Origin of the sequence: Bengtsoniella intestinalis (assembly GCF_039719005.1) — a bacterium.
In the GTDB taxonomy this organism is placed as follows: Bacteria; Bacillota; Clostridia; order Oscillospirales; family Oscillospiraceae; genus Oscillibacter; species Oscillibacter intestinalis.
Genome location: NZ_CP133584.1, coordinates 1,570,788 through 1,590,851, shown reverse-complemented (window position 1 = coordinate 1,590,851; position 20,064 = coordinate 1,570,788). Strand labels below are relative to the sequence as shown.

The window sequence follows — 20,064 nt, the reverse complement described above, 5'->3', positions numbered from 1 at the left end:
ATGTTACAACTTAGAAGGAGAATTGTCAAGAGAGGTTGCAAATTCTGTTACAATACGTTAAAATAAAGGGGAAAATCGTGTTGCGTGGCTATGTAGGGGCGGATTCTATATCCGCCCGTTGGCTATGGGCACGGCTTACAAATTAAGAAACAACTAAAGGAGGCAACAACCATGAGAGCATCTTTGGTGATTATGGCGGCAGGCATGGCGTCTCGCTACGGCGGTAATAAACAAGTGGACGGCGTGGGGCCTAACAACGAGATTTTAATGGAATATTCGGCACATGATGCCATCCGTGCTGGCTTTGGGCGGATTGTTTTTATCATTAAGCCTGAGATGACCGAGCTGATGGAACGGCTGTGCGGTGAATACTTGCGGACAAAAACCGCCAAGGACGGGCAATTGGTGGACGTGGCCTATGCCTACCAAACCTTTGACTCCATCCCTGATTACTACACTATTCCAGAGGGGCGCACCAAGCCGTTTGGCACCATCCATGCCCTTTTGAGCGCCAAGGATGTGGTGGATGGCCCCTTCTGTGTCATCAATGCCGACGATTATTACGGTGTGGATGGTTTTGGCGCCATGTACCAAGCCTTGGTGAACATGGCACCCCAAGGCAAGGCCGCCATGGTGGGCTATTCTCTGCTACAAACCGCCAGCCATTACGGCACTGTCTCCCGTGGGAAGTGCACCGTGGCAGATGGGAAGCTGGTGACGGTGGAAGAGGTGCTGAAAATTCAGTTGGACGACGACGATACCTTGGTGGATTTGGACACCGACACCGTGTTGGCGCCCGATACCATTGTGTCCATGAACTTATGGGGGTTCCAGCCTTCTATTTTCACCGCCATGGATGGCTATTTTGAGCACTTCCTCCGCTATGAAGCAGGGGACAATGTAAAGGCAGAGTGCTTGCTTCCTGTGATGGTAGGGGAAGAAGTGACCAAGGGGGCGCTGGAAGTGGAAGTGCTACATAGTCCAGAGCGTTGGTTTGGCATGACCTATGCCCAAGACCGCCCTGTGGTGATGGAAAGCTTGAAAGCCCTCCATGACAAGGGTGTGTACCCTGAGACGTTGCGATGAGCGTATAATGGGGCAAAGTCGTATGTTTCGAATTTGCACAACAAAAAATACAAGTGTAGGGAATGGTCTTGACCATTCCGCTTCCCATGGCAGGATTTGCGTGGGAAAGCGGAACAGTCAAGACTGTTCCCTACAATGGTTTCGGTATGAAGTTATAGGGGCGTATCCAGCACCCTGTTGTTTTTGGTGGAGGAGAATCCATTCATGAATAAAGGGTAAACCCCAAAAGAAAAGACTGTTCAAATCGGCATTGATATGATATAGTATAAATGTACGATTATAGAGAAAATTTCACTGGAAAGGAGGGGTGGTTGTGAAGAAGATAAACTGGCTGATGTTGATAGTGGTCTGTGGACTGCTGACAGGCTGTCAAGCCATCGAACCCATTGAAAACTTATACCAGCTGCCCCAATTGCCTGCAGAATACACCCATCTGGAAGCCCAGATTGATTTGCTGTTGCAAGAAGGTGCCCAGTATGCGGCGCCTGCCTCTGGGAGTCATTTGCAAGCGGTGCAGATGGTGGACTTAGATGGGGACGGACATCAAGAGGCGCTGGCATTTTTGCGCAATGACGACCAAGAAAAGCCCTTGCAAATCCATATTTTTGATAATTCAGGGGAAGATTTTACCCCTTATACCACCATTTATGGCAGTGGCACCCAGATTTACAGCGTGGCCTATGAAGATTTCAACGGCGACGGTTTGATGGAACTGGTGGTGGGTTGGCGCGTCAGTGCCGATGTGCAAGCGCTGAGTGTGTATGCCTTTGAGGGAGAATCCGTGCGCGAGCTGATGACCAGTGATTACGTTCGCTATACCTTGGCTGATTTAGACAGCTCTGGCACCGACGAAGTGGTGGTGCTCCGCTCTGACAGTGAAGGTCAAGGGGATGGGTTGGCTGATGTGTACCAATGGGGTGACGGCGGTTTGAGCATGACCAACTCCGCCTCCCTATCCATCACCATGGGGGAACTGAGTCAGCAAGGCCGTGTGACCCAAGGCACCTTGTCTGACGGCACACCTGCTATTTTTGTCACTGGCGTCACTGCCGATGGCTTGGGTATTGTGGATATTTTGGTGCAACAAGAGGGGATTTTAAAAAACGTGGCGCTGTTGGCTCAAACAGGGGTGTCTGCGGTGATTGCCCCCTTCCGCAGTCTTTATCCCACAGATATTGACGGCGATGGATATACAGAAGTGCCTGTGGCGGTGGCATTGCCTAGCCTGTTTGCCGATTTTGATATGGGTTTGGCTATGGAGTATGCCATTGAATGGGTACATTTTGACAGCCAAGGCCAAAGTGAGTCGGCGCTGGCCACCTATCACAATGCTGAGCAAGGTTGGTATTTAACATTGCCAGACCAATGGCGAGAATTGGTGAGCATTGAGCGCGCCACCATCAGTGCCAATGAGGCGGCGGTGGTGTTCTACCGTATGACAGTGGACGAGAGTATGCAGGAGGCAGAGGCCTTCTTGCGGATTTCCTATTACACAGGGGATAACCGAGAATATAGCGCCTTGCGTGGCAGTCAATTTATCCTCAGCCGTCAAACCAGCGCCATTGTCACCGCTGAATTCTATGAGGCCAACAACAATTGGGACACCCCCTTGAGCGAAGATGAACTGCGCAATGCCTTCTATACCATTGTGGCAGAATGGACACCGGGGGAAAGCTGATTAAACTAAGGACTAAGGGCTAAAAGTGAAAAACTATCCGCCTGTGGGCGGGGTATTCCCATTTCAAAAAAAGGAGACATACCACCTATGAAAAAGGTTTTGGTTTTGGAAGATGAAGCCAGCATTCGCAGTTTTATTGTTTTAAATCTGCGCCGTGCAGGCTATGATGTGATTGAAGCAGAAAGTGGTGAGGAAGCCTTAGAACTGCTCCGTGCCCACAGTGATGTGTGCGTGGCATTGCTAGATGTGATGCTTCCGGGGATTGATGGCTTTGAAGTCTGTCGTCATATCCGTGCCACCAACACTAAAATCGGCATTTTAATGTTGACGGCGCGCTCCCAAGAAATGGACAAGGTGACGGGGCTGATGACAGGGGCCGATGATTATGTCACCAAGCCCTTTTCCTTGGCAGAGCTCACCGCCCGTGTGGATGCCTTATACCGCCGTTCTGGCGGCGACACGGTGGTGCCATCTGGGGAGATTCATCAGCCACCATTTTTGCTCAACACCCGCAACCGCACCTTGGAGAAAAATGGTCAGCGTTTGAAATTGACCCAAGTGGAATACACCATCATGAAAGTATTCATGGAAAACCCCCAAAAAGCCCTCTCTCGAGAAGAGATTTTAGACCAAGTGTGGGGCAGAGATTACTTTGGGGAACTGAAAATCGTAGACGTGAACATCCGCCGTCTGCGGCTGAAAATCGAAGACAATGTCCAATCCCCCACCTACATCACCACCGTTTGGGGCTTTGGGTATAAGTGGGGACTATAAAAGTAATAGTGAAAAAGTAATAGTGAAGAAGTAGTCATTCATCTGAAGAAAGGAGGGACTCCCATAATGTCAAAATCCAAAAAAATGCGCATTGGCGGCTTGCGGCGGCGGTGGATTTTCAACACCATTTTGCCAGTGCTGGCACTGCTGATATCGGTTGTGGTCATTGCCACCTTGGGGATATCCTCCTACTACTACAGTGGCTTACAGCAGGGGCTTGAAAATCGCGCTAAATCCACGGCAGAGGCCTTTGCCAGTTATTTTATGACCAGCTACACCCAATATTATCAAATGGCGGTCAGCTACACCGACACCTTTGAAGACCGCGACCAAATCGAGCTACAGTTTATCAACAACTCTGGGCAGATTCTCCTGTCGTCCTCTGGTCTCACCGCAGGCTTATCCCCCGGCACCAGTGACATTGCCAATGTCATTGCCACAGGGGAAATGGACACCTTCCGTGGGCAAGACCCCAGCACAGGGGAAGATATTCTCTCTGTGTCCTATCCCCTTTATTTCCATGGGCAACTGGTGGGGATGATGCGCTATGCCACAGGCCTTGAAGGGGTGAATCAGCAGATCGCCCAAGGGGTTTGGATTATGATTGCCATTGCCTTTGTGTGCTTACTGTTGATTATTGTCACCAATTTGGTGTTCATCAACAGCGTGGTCAAGCCAGTGGCGGTGGTGTCTGGGGCGGCCAATCGCATCGCCTCTGGCAGTTATGGTGTACAGCTTGAAAACCCCTATGTGGATGAGTTGGCGGAGCTGGTGGAAAACATCAACCAGATGTCGTTGAAAATCGGGCAAAATGAAAAAATGAAATCGGAGTTTATCTCCTCCGTCTCCCATGAACTCCGCACCCCACTGACGGCGATCAATGGCTGGAGCGAAACCATGTTAGAGGATGAAAACGCCACCAAAAAAGAATTGCGCCGTGGGATGCACATTATCTTAAAAGAGTCTCGCCGCCTGACGTCCATGGTGGAAGAATTGCTGGATTTTACCCGCATCGAAGATGGACGCTTTACCTTGCGCCTTGAAACCATGGACTTGCAAGCAGAGCTAGAAGACGCTGTGTTCACCTACCGTGAGCTATTTAAACAAGAGGGCATCGAGCTTCATTACGACGATAACGACAGCCAATTGCCGTTTATCTCTGGTGACCCAGAACGGCTCAAGCAGGTGTTTTGTAACGTGCTGGACAATGCCGCTAAGCACGGCGGCGGTGGCAAGCGGATTGACGTGTCTGTTCGCCAAGCTGGCAGCTATGCACGTATCGACATTCGAGATTACGGTGCTGGTGTGCCAGAGGCAGAGCTTCCGTTTGTGAAGCAAAAGTTTTACAAAGGCTCGTCTAAAGCCCGTGGCAGTGGCATTGGCCTTGCCGTGTGTGAGGAAATCATCACCCGACACAATGGTTCATTTACCATTGCCAATGCCGAAGGTGGTGGCGCTGTGGCACGGATTTATCTCCCACTGGAACAGTGAAAATACGCAACTACATAGCCTATATTTTGTTGTAGGGGCGGATTCTATATCCGCCCTCATCCCTAGGAGACCCCACAACGGGCGGATATAGAATCCGCCCCTACGATTGGCTCAAACTAATTTAAAAAACACTTTACAATCTTATCCAACTTATGCTATAATTAATAGAACAGATGTTTGGTTTATGCCGAACACGGGGGCGACCCCATCAGAAAGGACAACCCATGGCAGACGAAAAACAACAATCCTGCACCTTCCGCACCACCATTGGTGGGCAGGCACTGATTGAAGGGGTTATGATGCGCGGGCCTAAAAAACAGGCCATTGTGGTGCGCAACCAAGAAGGGGAACTGGTAGAAAAAGTTTCCGACATCAAATTCATCCGTGACCGCTATCCTATTTTGGGCTGGCCGTTTGTCCGTGGTGGTGCCGTGTTTTTAGGGTCTATGCTCAATGGGGTCAAGGCGCTGATGTACTCAGCAGAGTTTTTCCCCGATGAAGAGGAAGAACCTTCTAAATTCGAGAAATGGCTGGAGAGCAAAATCTCCAGCAAGAAATTAGAAACCATCATCATCTGGCTGGCCATGCTTATGGGCGTGGGGCTGAGTGTGTTCCTCTTTATGATTTTGCCCACCTATCTAACCGCTGGCATTTTGCACTTTGCTCCCAGCTTCCCTCTGTGGGGGCGCAATGTGGTGGAAGGGGTGCTGAAAATCATTATTTTCATGTGCTATCTGATTTTGTGCTCCAAAACCAAAGATATTCAGCGTGTGTTCCAATACCATGCCGCCGAGCATAAATCTATTTTCTGCTATGAAGCAGGCCTGCCCTTAACTGTGGAAAACGTCCGCAAACAGCCTTGCCACCATCCCCGTTGTGGTACCAGCTTTTTGTTTGTGGTCATCTGCGTGTCCATCATTTTATCGGCCATTGTCTTTGGCATTTGGCCCATGACTGCCGCTTGGATGCGTACCTTGGTGCATTTGGCATTGTTGCCGTTTGTGGTGGGCATCACCTATGAAATCAACCGCATGGTGGGGCGACATGACAACGCCTTCACGCGCTTTTTATCTGCACCGGGAATGTGGATGCAAAACTTCACCACCTTTGAACCAGAAGACGATGCCATCATCGAAGTGGGACTGCGTTCCCTACAGCTGGTATTGCCTGAGGTGGACGGCGAAGACACTTGGTAAGGAGACAGAGCAATGGCAATCACCTATCATAATTTATATTTAGACTTGCGCCGTGCCCTTCGTTTGGCAGGGGCACCGTCTCCGGATTTAGAAGCCCGTGAGCTGGTGTGCTTTGCCACTGGCAAAACCAAAGAAGAACTGCTGAGCGTTGGTGGTTTATACATTTCCAACGACTTAGAACATAGAGCAAGAGCGCTATTAGAGCGGCATTTAAACGGTGAGCCAGTGGCGTATCTCATCGGCGAATGGGAATTTTATGGCTTGCCTTTGGACATCACCCCAGATGTGCTGATTCCGCGACCTGACACAGAAGTGTTGGTGGACAAAGCCATTGCCTTTTGCAACGAAAAAAATCCTTGCCGCATTTTGGATTTGTGTGCTGGCAGTGGGTGTGTCGGCTTGGCGCTGGCCTCTCAATTGCCTCACGCACGGGTGATTTTGGGGGAATTGTCAGAGGGTGCGTTGAAAGTGTGCCGCCAAAATACGCGGCGCAATGGTCTCACCAGTCAAGTGTCCACCTTGCAGGTGGATGCCTTAGTGAAGCCAGCGTCCACGCTGGGCACGTTTGACTGTCTCGTCTCAAATCCACCCTATATCCCCAGCGCGGATGTGGTGACATTAGACACCAGCGTCAAGGATTTTGAGCCCCTGATGGCCTTGGATGGCGGTGACGATGGACTGGATTTTTACCGCTACATCGCCAAGGAGTGGAAGTCCATTCTCAAACCCAACGGGGGTTTGTATTTTGAAGTGGGCATTGACCAAGCCGAAGCTGTGATGGGAATTATGGCCGACCAAGGCTTTGGAAATTTGGAAATTGTAAAAGATTTGGGGGACATCCCCCGTGTTGTATATGGCACGTTGTGCCAGCAAGTATAAGGAGGAATAACCACTATGGCAGAGAAAAAACCTTTGGTAAGCCCAACGGAGAAAAAGGCTGGCGAAAAAAAGCAGGCCATTACCACCGCCATGGCACAAATTGAAAAAACCTACGGCAAAGGCGCCATCATGCGCCTTGGTGACCGTGCAGAATTGAATATCGAAGCCATCCCCACTGGCTCCTTGTCCTTGGACTTGGCGCTGGGCATCGGTGGTGTCCCCAAAGGTCGTATCATCGAAGTTTACGGCCCAGAATCCTCTGGTAAAACCACCTTGGCGCTCCACATGGTGGCTGAGGCACAAAAAATGGGCGGTGAAGTGGCCTTCGTGGATGCTGAGCACGCCTTGGATCCATCCTACGCCCATGCACTGGGAGTGAATGTGGAAGATATGCTCATCGCCCAGCCTGACACAGGCGAGCAAGCCTTGGAAATCACGGAAGCTTTGGTGCGCTCAGGTGCCATCGACATCGTGGTGGTTGACTCGGTGGCCGCCTTGGTGCCCCGTGCCGAAATCGAAGGGGAAATGGGGGATAGCTATGTGGGCCTTCAAGCTCGTTTGATGAGCCAAGCCCTCCGTAAGCTCACTGGTGCCATTGGTAAAACCAATTGCGTGGTCATCTTCATCAACCAATTGCGTGAAAAAGTGGGCGTCATGTACGGTAATCCCGAAGTCACCACTGGTGGTCGTGCTCTGAAATTCTATTCCAGTATCCGCATCGACGTCCGCCGTATCGAAGCCCTGAAAAACGGCACCGAGTTAATCGGTAACCGCACCCGTGCCAAAATTGTGAAAAATAAAATGGCACCCCCCTTCCGTGAAGCAGAATTCGACATCATGTACGGCGAAGGCATTTCTCGTTTTGGCGAATTGATTGACCTTGGTGTCAAGCTGGACTTGGTGCAAAAATCTGGCTCTTGGTTCTCCATGGGTGAAATTCGCTTGGGTCAAGGCCGTGATGCCGCCAAGAATTATTTGAAAGAAAACCCTGAGGCCGCTGATAATTTGGAAGCAGGCATCCGTCAAAATTTTGATAAGCTCATGAGCAATCAATCCCGTATCGCCGCCCGTGCCGCAGGCCGCGTGGCCACCAAAGCGGTGGATGTAAATGCCGACGATTTCGACGATAACTAATTTTCACCCAGCCTTTTTCCGCCATGCTTCATGAAAATGCGCGCCAATATAAAAATATTGGCTGTGCTTTTCATTTTGCTTGACGAAAAAATTCTTGGGCGAAAAGGGTTGGTGGTTTGTTGTGTTTCGGGCTGTTGTGCAACCCTTGGTTGCACAAGGCGCTTTTCACGCTTCACTTTTAGCTTTTAGTCCAATGGAGGTATCCATGAAAATTGATCGCATCACACCCTCGCCTCACATTGTGGGGCGGGTTTTGGTGTTTTTAGAGGACGGACAGTGCCTGAAGATTACAGAGCAAGAATTGCTGGATTTCGGCCTCCGTTCTGGGGATGATTTGGATGATCAAACCCTTTCCCAGTTGCAGTCTCAGGCCGACACATCCCATGTCCAAGCCAAGGGTGCAGCGCTGATTGGTAAGCGTGCCATGTCGTCCCAAGCGCTACTGAAAAAATTACAAGCCCAAGGTGCCGCTCATCATGATGCCACCCATGCGGTGGAGTGGCTAGAGGCCATCGGTGCGTTAGATGACCGTGGTTATGCCGCCACTTTGGTGCGCCATTATAGTGCCATGGGCTATGGACGGCAACGGTTGAAAGCTAAATTGCAAGAAAAAGATGTGCCCCGAGACCTGTGGGACGAGGCCTTGGAGGAAGCGCCAGAGCCTGACGACCAAATCCAAAAGTTTATTGCAAAAAAACTAGGTGATGATGCCAATCCAGATATGAAAACAATAAAAAAAGTGTCCGATGCCCTGATGCGCCGTGGCTTTTCATGGAGCGACATCAAGCAGGGCTTGGACAGATATAAAAATTCTGTAGATGACTGACGACTCTATCACCGTAGGGCGGGGGCTTGCTCTCGCCGTCTCCTATACTACAAATGATAATGAGGTAACACAACTTTGAACTATAACGTATCCTTTATTTCCCTTGGCTGTGCCAAGAATCAAGTCAACTGCGAGCAGATGATGGCGCGCACCCGTGACGCAGGTCACACCCTGATGCCCACCCCCTACGGTAGCGACGTGGTGGTGGTGAACACCTGTGGTTTCATCGACAGCGCCAAAGAAGAAGCCATTGCCAATGTACTGGAAATGGGCAAACTGAAGCTAGAAGGTCAAGTGAAGAAAATTCTGGTGACAGGCTGTATGGCACAGCGCTACAAAGATGAAATTATGGAAGCGCTTCCTGAAGTAGACGGCATTTTGGGCACAGGCAACTATGCTGACATTGCCCGTGCTGTGGACGAAGTGATGCACCAAGGCAAGCCCACGTGGTTTTCCTCCATTCATGCCCCTGAGGACGAATATGACCGTGTGCTCACCACCCCTTCTTGGTATGCCTATTTGCGGATTGCAGAAGGCTGTGACAACCATTGCGCCTTTTGCGTGATTCCATCTCTGCGTGGCAAATATCGTTCTCGCCCCATGGACAATGTGGTGGCGGAAGCCCAAAAACTATCCGATTCTGGAGTGAAAGAGTGCATCGTGGTGGCGCAGGATATCACCCGTTACGGCATGGATTGGGATGGCAAGCGCCATTTGGCAGACCTGCTAAAAGAACTATGTAAAATGGACTTCCACTGGATTCGCTTGCACTATCTCTATCCCGACGAAATCACCCCAGAGTTGATTGAAGTCATGGCGCAAGAGGAAAAAATCCTGCCTTATTTGGATTTGCCCATTCAGCACTGCAACGACACCGTGCTCACCGCCATGAATCGCCGTGGCAACAAGGCCTATCTTCTGGATTTGTTCCCTAAATTGAAGGAAGCCCTCCCTGGCTTGGTGGTGCGAACCTCCTTGATTACAGGCTTGCCCGGTGAAGATGAAGAAGCCTTTGAAGAGCTCTGCGACTTCTTGCGTGAAGTGAATTTGCAACGGGTTGGGGTGTTCCCCTTCTCCCCTCAAGAGGGTACCCCTGCAGAAAAAATGGAGCGCGTGGAGTTTGAAGAAGCGGTTCGTCGTGCCGATTTGCTGGTGGATGTCCAATCTCGTATCATGGATGATTATAACGAGTCTGCGTTGGGGGAAGAACGGGAAATTCTCTGCGAAGGATTTGACAGCCAAACCCAAATGTATTTTGGTCGCAGTTATGCCGAGTCTCCTGACATTGATGGCCGTGTGCATTTTGAAGCAGAGGGCGAAGTGGAACCTGGCACCTTTGTCATGGTGCAAATCACCGACACTATGGACGGGGAATTGACTGGGAAGATGGTATAAACTAAAAACTAAGGACTAAGAGTGAAAAGCTATCCGCCACGGGCGGAGCTAGGAACGGTGGCGACGTGTTCAAACTCGCCCGCAGGCGAATAGTTTTTCACTGTTCACTTTTAGCTCTTAGCTTAAAAAACTGGAGGTTTTTTATGAACACTGCAAACAAACTCACCATGGCACGGGTGGCCATGATTCCTGCCTTTTTGGTGGTGATGTATTTGGATATTCCCAACGCCAATTATATCGCTTTGGCAATTTTCATCTTGGCCAGTCTCACAGACTGGTTGGATGGGTATGTGGCACGCCACTACAATCAAATCACCGATTTTGGGAAATTTATGGACCCCCTTGCCGACAAATGCCTTGTGATGGCGGCGCTATGTTGCCTTGTGGAACAAGGACAAATGCTGGGTTGGATTTTGGCCGTGGTGCTGGTGCGTGAATTTGCCGTGTCTGGGATGCGGATGGTGGCTGTGGAACAAGGGAAAGTCATCGCCGCTGGCTGGTCTGGAAAAATCAAAACGGCCGCCACCATGGTGTGCATCTGTTTGATGTTGGTCATTGATTTATTACCAGCACCCCATTCCTTTAACCTGCTGTGCCAAGCCATTATTTTAGGCACCACCGTTTACTCTGGTGCGGAGTATTTCACTAAAAATATTAGCGTGTTTAAGGGTGTGAAATAATGGCACATCGATATTTTTTAACAGAATTATATGACCATAAAGTTGCAAAAGTCATGGGAGACGACGCTGTTCACCTCATCCGCGTAATGCGTGTGAAAGAAGGGGATGCCCTAACTCTGTGCGACCAAAATGGCATGGATTATCCTGCCACCATCACCGCCATTGACGGCGACGATTGCCTGACTTGCACTGTGGGGGACGGCATTCCAAACCCAGCCGAGCCACGGAAAAATTTGGTGGTGTACATGGCGCTCCCCAAGGGAGATAAGTTGGAGTTTGTGGTGCAAAAGTGCTGCGAATTGGGCGCTAGTAAGCTCATTCCTTTTGAAAGCGCCTATTGCGTGGCGAAAAAAAGCAAAAAAGATGACCAAAAACGCGGTCGTCTCCAAAAAATTGCCGCCGAAGCCTGCAAGCAATCAGGCAGAAGCATCCCCATGGAAGTGGCTCCCACCATGACTTTTGGGGAAGTGATTGCCGATATGCAACACCAAGAGGTGAACCTGTTTTTCTATGAACACGCCACCACATCCTTTGTCACCGCGGGGCTAGACACTGCACAATCTGTGGGGGTGATTATCGGCAGTGAAGGTGGTTTCAACGAAAAAGAGGAAACATCCTTTGTGAAAGCTGGTGCCTTGTCGTTGAGCCTTGGTAAACGGATTTTGCGATGCGAAACCGCCGCCGTATCAGCGGTCACCTTGGCGATGTTTGCCATGGGTGAGATGGAATGAAGCGATTTGTCCGCGATGGACAGAATAAAATGAAATTTTAAAGGAGGATTTGCCTATGTGTTGCGTAGGAACTAAGCTAGTTATGCGAGACTTTTATTATCTGGTCAAGTGCTTTGGCAATGTCAATGCCACGGCGGAGGAGACTGCTGTGACCTACAAAGAGTTGTCTATTGACACCATGGATCATATGTTTGCTCGTGATAATTTCCAATCCATGCTCCGTTTTGGCGCCATCAAACGGACAGAAGATGGACGTTATTACTTGGCAGACAGCCAATGCGAGCACCTGTTTCAAACAAAATGCAAAGCGTGGCGCAATCCTTTTGCAAAAACAGTTGACCCCAGCGCCACTCCTTGATACAATGGTATTATAAATGGGCACATCTAAAATCGATAGCATACAAACTGAATGGTTTTTTGCTCTGATTTTTTGCCAAATCCACACAGGATTCATCAAAAATCAGAACAAAAATCTTGCTCCATTTTGCACACTCTAGTTTTTTTGAGGTGCCCCAATATTTTAAAGGAGACAATTCTTATGCAAAAAATTTCTACTTCCAACGCCCCTTCCGCCATTGGCCCTTATAGCCAAGGTATGGTGGTCAACGGTGTGGTGTACACCTCTGGTCAAATTCCAGCCATTCCTGCAACAGGCGAAATTGCTGGCGAAACCATTGCAATTCAAGCCAAGCAAGTGATGGAAAACTTGGGTGGTGTGCTGCAAGCTGGTGGCAGTGATTATGATGCAGTGTTTAAAACCACCTGCTTCTTGGCCGATATGGCTGATTTTGTGGCCTTCAATGAAGTGTACGCCACCTATTTCCCCAACTGCCCTGCTCGCTCTTGTGTGGCTGTGAAAACGCTGCCTAAGAACGTGTTGGTAGAAGTGGAAGCCATTGGTTTGGTGAAATAAGAGTTTCATAAAAAATAGAACGGGAGGGGATGGATCTCTCTCCCCTACAGACGCTGTTGTCTAGTAGGGGAGGGGTTCCATCCCCTCCCGTTGGTTATTTATTTTATTCTGGAACGACCCCTTCAAAATTTTCAGACAGGCAACAGGGAAAGGGGTGGCCTTCTTCTGCCCATTGGTACAGTTTGGTCACCAAGGTGACGGCAGTGGGGATGGCTTGTTGGAATAAGGTGTCCAGTTGCTGACAGGTTTGTGGATATGCTGGCGCAGCTGGCAAGCAAAGGGAGGAGAAACTGGGCTTTTTCGCCAGAGAAACCAATTTTGGGTGGTCTAAGACACCTGTATAACGGTGAAAATTGTGACCACAGTGTTTGATGGTGGAGCTTGGCAACCCGTAGGCCATGGCAATGGGGGCATAGAAGGGGAGTCTCGGGATGAATTTTTTTCGTGTTAGGGGTAAATTTGCCTTGGTTAACAGGTGCAAGTCGAAGGCAGATTCTATCAATCGATGGGGTGTGGATTGGAAATGAGCAGTCTCATTCACTAAGGGGTGACAGGCACGGTCAAGGCAATAATGGCAGGCAAACCCTAGCAAATAGGCCACCTGCCGTGGGTCATCCCAAGGGGCATCCTGAAAAAATGCGACAGGATTTTTTTCGTGTAGGGCAGAACCATAGGCGGCAATGGGGGTTTTGGATAGTGGTTTATGGTAAAATAATAAATCTGGCCCTTGAAATCCCAATGTCCAATAGGAATCATGGGTAGAAAGATGGTGTTGAATGGGGAGGGGTAAGTGGGCAAACACGGCTTGCCCGAATAGAGCATGGGCGGCAACAGCTGGCATGGTGGTACTCCTTTGCGCTTTTTTACTACATAATGCCTGCTGAACAACACAAAAACACACAGCTATCAAGTTTTATATCGTGTTTTTGCGTTGTTCAGGTGCAAGGGTTTTGCCTCGCAAGGCAAAAATCCTTGCACCTTGGGATGTTGCGCATTTGGCGCAACATCCCAAGCAGGCAGTCATTAATGATTTGCAAATGCGATTCGCAAACCGCATTTGTTCGGTACCTATTATCATATCACGTTGCTTCCATTTTGCAACATAAATTAGGTTAAAAACCAGTTAAAATACTGGTGAGGTTGCACAGAGCCAGTAAATATGGTACACTGATAGAAAAAACCAACGAAAGTTGAGAGCCATATGAAACACTTAGTCATGGGGGTTTTCGCCCATGTTGATGCAGGGAAAACCACCCTGTCTGAGGCGCTGTTGTACCAAAGCGGCACCTTGCGCACACTGGGGCGCGTGGACCATCAAAACGCCTTTTTAGATACAGATAGTTTAGAGCGCCAACGGGGCATCACCATTTTTTCAAAAGAAGCCGTACTCACCTATGGTGATTTGCGGATACAGCTGTTAGATACCCCCGGTCACGTAGATTTTGGAGCCGAGGCAGAGCGCACCATTTCCGTGCTAGATTATGCCGTTTTGGTCATCTCCGCCAGCGATGGGGTGCAAGGGCACACTCGAACTTTATGGCATTTACTCCAGCGTCACCAAATTCCAACCTTTGTTTTTGTCAACAAAATGGACTTAGTTGGAGCGGATAAAAATAAAGTTTTGGCAGAATTGCAAACCGTATTTGCCGATGGCTGTCTGGATGTTATCGACCCTGATTTCCACGAGCAAGCGGCCATGATGGATGAAGTGGCGCTGTCTGCCTTTTTGGAAGAGGGGGAGTTGAGTCAAGATATTCTCACCTCTTTGGTGCGCCAGCGTAAGCTGTTCCCCTGTGTGTTTGGAGCGGCGCTGAAGCTAGAAGGGGTGGCGCAATTGCTGGATTTGATTGCAGATTACACGCTTGCGCCCCATTATGGCACTGAATTTGGGGCGCAAGTGTACAAAATCACCCGTGACCCACAGGGCAATCGCCTCACCCATTTGAAGGTGACGGGCGGCAATTTGGTGGCAAAACAAACCATTGTGGAGCCAGAATGGAGCGAAAAAGCCGACCAATTGCGGCTTTATTCAGGGGTTAAATTTGAACAGCTCACCTGTGCTGACGCTGGCATGGTTTGCGCCGTCACTGGATTGACTCAAACCAAGGCAGGCGATGGACTGGGCGCACAGCCTGTGGGGCAAAGTGCCGCCTTGGAGCCAGTGCTCACCTACCATGTGAACCTGCCAGATGGGGTTGATCCCCATACAGCTCTGCAGAAATTGCGGCTGTTAGAGGAGCAAGACCCTCAACTGCACCTCAGTTGGAACGAGCCCAAACGGTTGATTCAAATTCAGCTCATGGGGGCGGTGCAATTGGAGGTGTTGGCCCACCAAATCCAAAGTAAATTTGGCTGGGAGGTAACCTTTGGCACAGGGGCCATTGTCTACCGAGAAACCATTGCCGATACCGTCATCGGCGTTGGGCATTTTGAGCCTTTGCGCCACTATGCAGAGGTGGTGGTGGAAATTGCCCCCTTGCCCAATGGCTCTGGTGTGGTGGTGGAGAACCGATGTAGCGAAAATCTCCTGTCTCCAAGCTGGCAACGGTTGGTGTGTTACCATCTTCGTGAACGTGTCCACCTTGGGGTGCTCTCTGGTCATCCGTTGACCGATGTGAAAATTACGCTGTTGGGTGGCCGTGGGCACGATAAACACACTGAAGGTGGGGATTTCCGTCAGGCTACCTACCGTGCTGTGCGCCAAGGGTTGATGCAGGCCAATTCCATTTTGCTAGAGCCGTGGTATGACTTCACGTTGGATGTGCCCAGCCAGCAGGTGGGTCGTGCCATGGGAGATGTGCAGTTGATGGGCGGTAAAATTTCTGCCCCCAATTTGGTGGGGGAAGAAGCCCAGTTCACTGGTTCAGCCCCTGTGGTAGCCATGACTGATTACGCCACGGCTGTGGCTTCGTACACCAAAGGGCTCGGTCGTTTGCGCACCCAATTGGGTGGGTTTGCACCCTGCGCGCAACAAGAGCAATTGGTGGCAAAATGGGCTTATGACCCAGAGGCGGATTTGGAGCACACACCCGATTCGGTGTTTTGCACCCACGGTGCTGGCTTTACCGTCAAATGGCACCAAGTGCCAGACTATCAGCACACCGAGCTTGACCGTGAAAAAGAGGAATCACTGCAAAATGCCCCTCGCTATACCCATCGGACAGCCAATACAGGAGGCTCGTTCTACGACAATGCAGAGTTACAAGCTATTTTTGAGCGGACCTATGGCAAAGGCAAAACTGGTAAAAACGGCAACACCAACGATTTTCGTCGTCCTATGGCGGCTGTGAAAACTGCCGAGCACGTGGAAATTAAGCCTGCTCAAATTGGGGAAGAGTATTTGCTAGTAGACGGCTATAACATGATTTTTGCATGGGATGCGCTCAATAAAGTCGCCCAAGAAAACTTGGATGTGGCAAGAAAACGACTGATGGACATGATGTGCAATTATCAAGGCGTGCGCAATTGCCACTTGATTCTTGTATTTGACGCCTATAAAGTAGCCAGAAATGAGGGGGAAATCTTAAAATACCACAACATTCACGTGGTGTATACAAAAGAAAGCCAAACCGCCGATGCCTACATTGAAAAGGCAACCTACGATTTGGCAAAAAAGCACCATGTCCGTGTGGCCAGCTCTGATAACGTGGAACAGCTGATCATCACAGGCCATGGCGCCATCCGCGTGTCGGCAGATATGTTCTGGGAAGAATTGCAAACAGCGCAGTCGCAAATGCGCCAAGTGGTAGATAAGCACAACCAGAAAAATGGCAAACTACGAACGGTGAGTGCCGCTTTTGAGAAGGCAAAAGGGGAATGAAGTACCCCTGTGACAATATGCAACCCATGCGGCGGGGGCAAGCCCCCGCCCTACACAAAGAAGTAGTACCGTAGGGCGGGGGCTTGCCCTCGCCGTTTTTTAATCCTCTTCCACTTCCAACCGTTCTGCCTTGGTGCCAGCGAACCAGAAGTTGTACATTTGAGCGTATACCTTGGCCTCTGCTCCGTCACGGCAGACGATGGTCACCTCTTGCGCAGGCTGGCTATCCACAATGGCACGGAGCACCACCGATGCCATGTTGGAAAGAGAGCTATTTCCGCAATCTGCACTGGGCACCATGGTTTGACCACTGTTTACGGCGGATTGATACCACGACACCAAGTCAGCAGCACTGTCTTGGGTGTAGGCAGGTGGATTGGTGCGCTTTGTGGGGTCAATGAGAAGTTTGATATTCATAATACCTCCAAAGGTTACAAAGACAGGGGATTGGCACTGCCAATCCCCTGTCTTGTTGGGTGAAATTATTCTGCTTCTTTGGCAGCGACAGCTTTTTCCAGCCAGTCTTTGCCGTCCACCACGCGGGCCACCATAAAGGAGACCACATAGTCGCCAGCGGAGTTGATCATGGTTGCAGGGGGGTCAACCAAGTTGCCGATGACCACGGCGATGGGATAAGCAAATGCGATTTGGTCGGGGAAGAAAATGGAGCACATAATCAGTTCGCCGATGTAACCGCCGCCGGGAACACCGCTCATGCCCACAGAGGACAGCACAGCGACCAGCATAATCATAAAGAAGTTTTCAATGCCCAAATCCTTGCCGAACACGCCGAACAAGAAGGTGATTTTCAGCACGCAGGAGAAGCAAGAGCCGTCCATGTGCATGGTGGCACCCAGAGGCAACACCATTTCAGACACGTCCTTGGGGATACCGGTTTTGTTGGCCACTTCCATGTTGGTGGGGATGGTAGCCACAGAGGAGCAGGTGCCCAGAGAGGTAACGGCAGGGCGAGCAATGTTTTGCATCATGGTTTTCACGCCCAACTTGCCAGCACCAATCCATGCGAACAGGGGCCATGCGGTGAAGATGTAGACAAAGCACAGGGGATAGTACAGCAGCAGTGCACGGGCATAGTCAGAGATGACTTCTGCGCTGTAGGTTGCCACCAGATTTGCGAAAATACCGAAGAAGGCGATGGGAGCGTAGTAAGTGACGATTTTCACCATTTGCAACATACAAGCGGTGACAGATTCCAAGCCGCGTGCCACCATAGCGCCAGATTCACCAGCCAGATTGACGCTCAGGCCAAACAGCACAGAGAAGACAATCAAGGGCAACATGGAACTGGGCCCGATCAAGGTGACAAAGTTTTCAGCGGTGAAGAAGCCTACAATCAAATCACCTACAGAGGAGGCGGCAGACATTTCAACAGCTTCTAGACCTTGCCAAGGGGTGAGCACAGGTGGGAAGATTTTCACGAGGATGAACATGACGGCACCAGCGAACAGACCAGTGACCACAAAGGTAGCCACGGTGGTACCTAGAATTTTACCGGCACGCTTGCGGTTTTTCATGTTAGCCACGGCACTAGAGATAGAGGCGAACACCATAGGGATGACGATGCAGAACATCAGGTTGATGAAAATTTGCCCCAAGGGCTTGAACATGGTGGCACCAGGCCACATGGCACCCACGATGGTACCGAGAATCATGCCACCCATCATCAAAGCTAACAGGCCGTAGGATTCTTTTAGAGATGTTTTCTTCATACTTTTTCTCCTTTTTTTATTGGATTCCATACACACAGGGGAATTTTATTTTGCAAGGCACAAGTCTTCGTCAGTGACTTGGCCTTTTGCAACAATATTGGTGGGACCAGTGAGGTGTAGTTGGGTCAGTGTGCCGTCTACCATGGGTGCATCGATGAACAATCGACCGCCCACCATGTCCACGGTCACATGATTGCCAGACACTTTGCCTTGTAGCGTCAGCGCCGAGACTACAGACCCAGTGCCAGTGCCGCAAGCGTAGGTGAAATCTTCCACGCCACGCTCGAAGGTGCGTTCGTACAGGTGGTCAGGAGCGAGAATTTCGTAGAAATTCACGTTGGCGCCCTTGCGTAAAGACTGGTGCCAACGGAGCTTGCGCCCCAATTCACGGAGCCAATTTTCGTCTTGGTCTTTTAAATTGGGGACTTCCACTGCCACGTGGGGAAGTCCAGGGTTACCCAACTCAATGTAGCAAGCTTGATAGGTGGTGCCGTCCACGTCCATGGGGAAGTCTAGTTCCATGGTGGTAACACTATTTAATTGTATGCAGTAGTTGCGTGCATCGATGCGATGACCTGTGATCATGCCAGCGGTGGTTTCCACCCGTTGGGTCTGGCCAGCAAGAGCGGTTTCATAGCCATAGCGGCAAATGCACCGCGCGCCGTTGCCACACATTTCTCCGATGGAGCCATCGGAGTTGTAAAAGCGCATTTTGTAGTCGCCACCTTCTGTGGGGTGGTCGATGACCATCAAGCCGTCAGCGCCGATGGACAGATGTCGTTCACACAGAAGTCGTGCCAAAGCAGGATAATCGGTGGTGGGTAGGGGACTGGCGATGTTGTCGAGCATGATAAAATCATTGCCAGCGCCATTCATTTTCCAAAAATTCAAAGGGATTCCTCCGTGCGTTAGTTGATTACTTTTATTATAACAAGGAAACGAAAGATGTGCAATAGCAGTTTTGGGAAAAACATGGATTGTATCAAAAAGACAGGGAATTTGGCAATTTATTTGCACAAAATCCTTGCCTGTGGTACACTGAAGACAAAAAGTAGGCAAGGAGGGTGCTTATGCCAAAGAAATCTGCACGAAATACCAAAGGGCGCATCATCGCCGCCGCTTGGAAGTTGTTTTATGAGCAAGGCTATGACCACACGAGCATTGAGGATATTATCTATGAATCTGAAACATCTCGAGGCTCATTTTATCATTATTTTCGAGGGAAAGACGCTCTTTTAGGCACGTTATCCAATGTATTTGATGAGCAATATGCGGTTTTGATGGAAACCATGAATCCAGATTTGTCTGCCATGGAGAAGCTGATGTACCTGAACCATGAGCTCTTTGCTATGATTGAAGACCGTGTGTCCATCGATTTGCTCAGCAGATTGTTGGCTACCCAGCTGTTGGCACGGGGCGAGAAGCATTTGCTAGACCGCTCGCGATTGTATTTTAAGCTACTGCGCCAAACGGTGGTAGAGGGTCAAAAGGCAGAACAATTGCGCCAAGATATGACGGCCAATGAAATTGTCAAAGGCTATGCCTTATGGGAACGTGCCCTTTTGTACGATTGGTGTCTGTGTGAAGGAGATTATTCTCTGGTGGATTACAGCGATAAAATGACACCCAGTTTTTTGAAAACTTATGCGCTTTCCACAGAAGGTCATCCTTGAATTGCTTGTCTTTTGTATAACTGGTTGTACAATTAGAAAAAGCTTGTGACATCAGTGG

Annotated in this window: 19 protein-coding genes; 15 read left to right on the top strand and 4 right to left on the bottom strand. The window is 49.9% G+C overall.

The features are described from left to right. The first annotated feature begins 171 nt into the window (after nt 1–171). From RFF05_RS07765 to RFF05_RS07705, 13 genes are all read left to right on the top strand, one after another. A complete protein-coding gene (locus RFF05_RS07765; RefSeq protein ID WP_409969787.1) occupies nt 172–1,086 on the top strand; it encodes a sugar phosphate nucleotidyltransferase in 915 nt (304 codons plus the stop codon). Nucleotides 1,087–1,399: 313 nt separating this feature from the next. After that, nucleotides 1,400–2,764, top strand: coding sequence for an FG-GAP repeat domain-containing protein (locus tag RFF05_RS07760; RefSeq protein ID WP_409969786.1), 1,365 nt, complete (start codon nt 1,400–1,402; stop codon nt 2,762–2,764). 87 nt (nt 2,765–2,851) lie between these two features. Beyond that, nucleotides 2,852–3,538, top strand: a complete 687-nt coding sequence (locus RFF05_RS07755) for a response regulator transcription factor (RefSeq protein WP_409969785.1) — start codon at nt 2,852–2,854, stop codon at nt 3,536–3,538. Nucleotides 3,539–3,604: 66 nt separating this feature from the next. Further along, on the top strand, nt 3,605–5,029 hold the full coding sequence (locus RFF05_RS07750) for a sensor histidine kinase (protein WP_409969784.1): 1,425 nt from the start codon (nt 3,605–3,607) through the stop codon (nt 5,027–5,029). A 224-nt stretch (nt 5,030–5,253) separates the two neighbouring features. Next, nucleotides 5,254–6,225, top strand: a complete 972-nt coding sequence (locus RFF05_RS07745; RefSeq protein ID WP_409969783.1) for a DUF1385 domain-containing protein — start codon at nt 5,254–5,256, stop codon at nt 6,223–6,225. A gap of 12 nt (nt 6,226–6,237) precedes the next feature. Beyond that, nucleotides 6,238–7,104, top strand: a complete 867-nt coding sequence (gene prmC / locus RFF05_RS07740; RefSeq protein ID WP_409969782.1) for a peptide chain release factor N(5)-glutamine methyltransferase — start codon at nt 6,238–6,240, stop codon at nt 7,102–7,104. Nucleotides 7,105–7,119: 15 nt separating this feature from the next. After that, nucleotides 7,120–8,238 carry a recombinase RecA gene (gene recA / locus RFF05_RS07735; protein WP_409969781.1) on the top strand — a complete coding sequence of 373 codons (1,119 nt, stop codon included), beginning with the start codon at nt 7,120–7,122 and terminating at the stop codon, nt 8,236–8,238. A 205-nt stretch (nt 8,239–8,443) separates the two neighbouring features. After that, nucleotides 8,444–9,064, top strand: a complete 621-nt coding sequence (locus tag RFF05_RS07730; protein WP_409969780.1) for a regulatory protein RecX — start codon at nt 8,444–8,446, stop codon at nt 9,062–9,064. Nucleotides 9,065–9,139: 75 nt separating this feature from the next. Further along, a complete protein-coding gene (gene rimO / locus RFF05_RS07725; RefSeq protein WP_409969779.1) occupies nt 9,140–10,459 on the top strand; it encodes a 30S ribosomal protein S12 methylthiotransferase RimO in 1,320 nt (439 codons plus the stop codon). A 143-nt stretch (nt 10,460–10,602) separates the two neighbouring features. Continuing rightward, nucleotides 10,603–11,139, top strand: a complete 537-nt coding sequence (gene pgsA / locus RFF05_RS07720; RefSeq protein ID WP_409969778.1) for a CDP-diacylglycerol--glycerol-3-phosphate 3-phosphatidyltransferase — start codon at nt 10,603–10,605, stop codon at nt 11,137–11,139. Continuing rightward, nucleotides 11,139–11,870 (top strand): RsmE family RNA methyltransferase, encoded by a 732-nt coding sequence (locus tag RFF05_RS07715; protein ID WP_409969777.1) that lies wholly within the window; start codon nt 11,139–11,141, stop codon nt 11,868–11,870. Before pgsA ends, RFF05_RS07715 begins: the two co-directional genes overlap by 1 nt. Before the next feature lie 55 nt (nt 11,871–11,925). Beyond that, the gene (locus RFF05_RS07710) at nt 11,926–12,228 is read left to right on the top strand and encodes a hypothetical protein (RefSeq protein ID WP_409969776.1); all 303 of its coding nucleotides are present in this window, start codon (nt 11,926–11,928) and stop codon (nt 12,226–12,228) included. A gap of 180 nt (nt 12,229–12,408) precedes the next feature. Further along, nucleotides 12,409–12,783, top strand: coding sequence for a Rid family detoxifying hydrolase (locus RFF05_RS07705; protein WP_409969775.1), 375 nt, complete (start codon nt 12,409–12,411; stop codon nt 12,781–12,783). Between the two features lie 103 nt (nt 12,784–12,886). Here RFF05_RS07705 and RFF05_RS07700 read toward each other — a convergent pair whose 3' ends face one another. After that, on the bottom strand, nt 12,887–13,624 hold the full coding sequence (locus tag RFF05_RS07700; RefSeq protein WP_409969774.1) for a zinc dependent phospholipase C family protein: 738 nt from the start codon (nt 13,622–13,624) through the stop codon (nt 12,887–12,889). Nucleotides 13,625–13,984: 360 nt separating this feature from the next. On the opposite strand from RFF05_RS07700, the gene RFF05_RS07695 reads away from it, so the two are divergent. Beyond that, the gene (locus tag RFF05_RS07695; RefSeq protein WP_409969773.1) at nt 13,985–16,603 is read left to right on the top strand and encodes an NYN domain-containing protein; all 2,619 of its coding nucleotides are present in this window, start codon (nt 13,985–13,987) and stop codon (nt 16,601–16,603) included. A 99-nt stretch (nt 16,604–16,702) separates the two neighbouring features. Here RFF05_RS07695 and RFF05_RS07690 read toward each other — a convergent pair whose 3' ends face one another. From RFF05_RS07690 to dapF, 3 genes are all read right to left on the bottom strand, one after another. Beyond that, nucleotides 16,703–17,020: a hypothetical protein gene (locus RFF05_RS07690; protein ID WP_409969772.1), complete on the bottom strand. Its 318-nt coding sequence runs from the start codon at nt 17,018–17,020 to the stop codon at nt 16,703–16,705. A 65-nt stretch (nt 17,021–17,085) separates the two neighbouring features. Then, on the bottom strand, nt 17,086–18,333 hold the full coding sequence (locus RFF05_RS07685; protein WP_409969771.1) for a dicarboxylate/amino acid:cation symporter: 1,248 nt from the start codon (nt 18,331–18,333) through the stop codon (nt 17,086–17,088). 45 nt (nt 18,334–18,378) lie between these two features. After that, entirely contained in the window at nt 18,379–19,224 is an 846-nt protein-coding gene (dapF, locus tag RFF05_RS07680) for a diaminopimelate epimerase (RefSeq protein WP_409969770.1), read from the bottom strand. A gap of 179 nt (nt 19,225–19,403) precedes the next feature. Between dapF and RFF05_RS07675 the strand changes: the two genes are divergently transcribed. Then, nucleotides 19,404–20,006, top strand: coding sequence for a TetR/AcrR family transcriptional regulator (locus RFF05_RS07675; protein ID WP_409969769.1), 603 nt, complete (start codon nt 19,404–19,406; stop codon nt 20,004–20,006). Nucleotides 20,007–20,064: the final 58 nt, after the last annotated feature.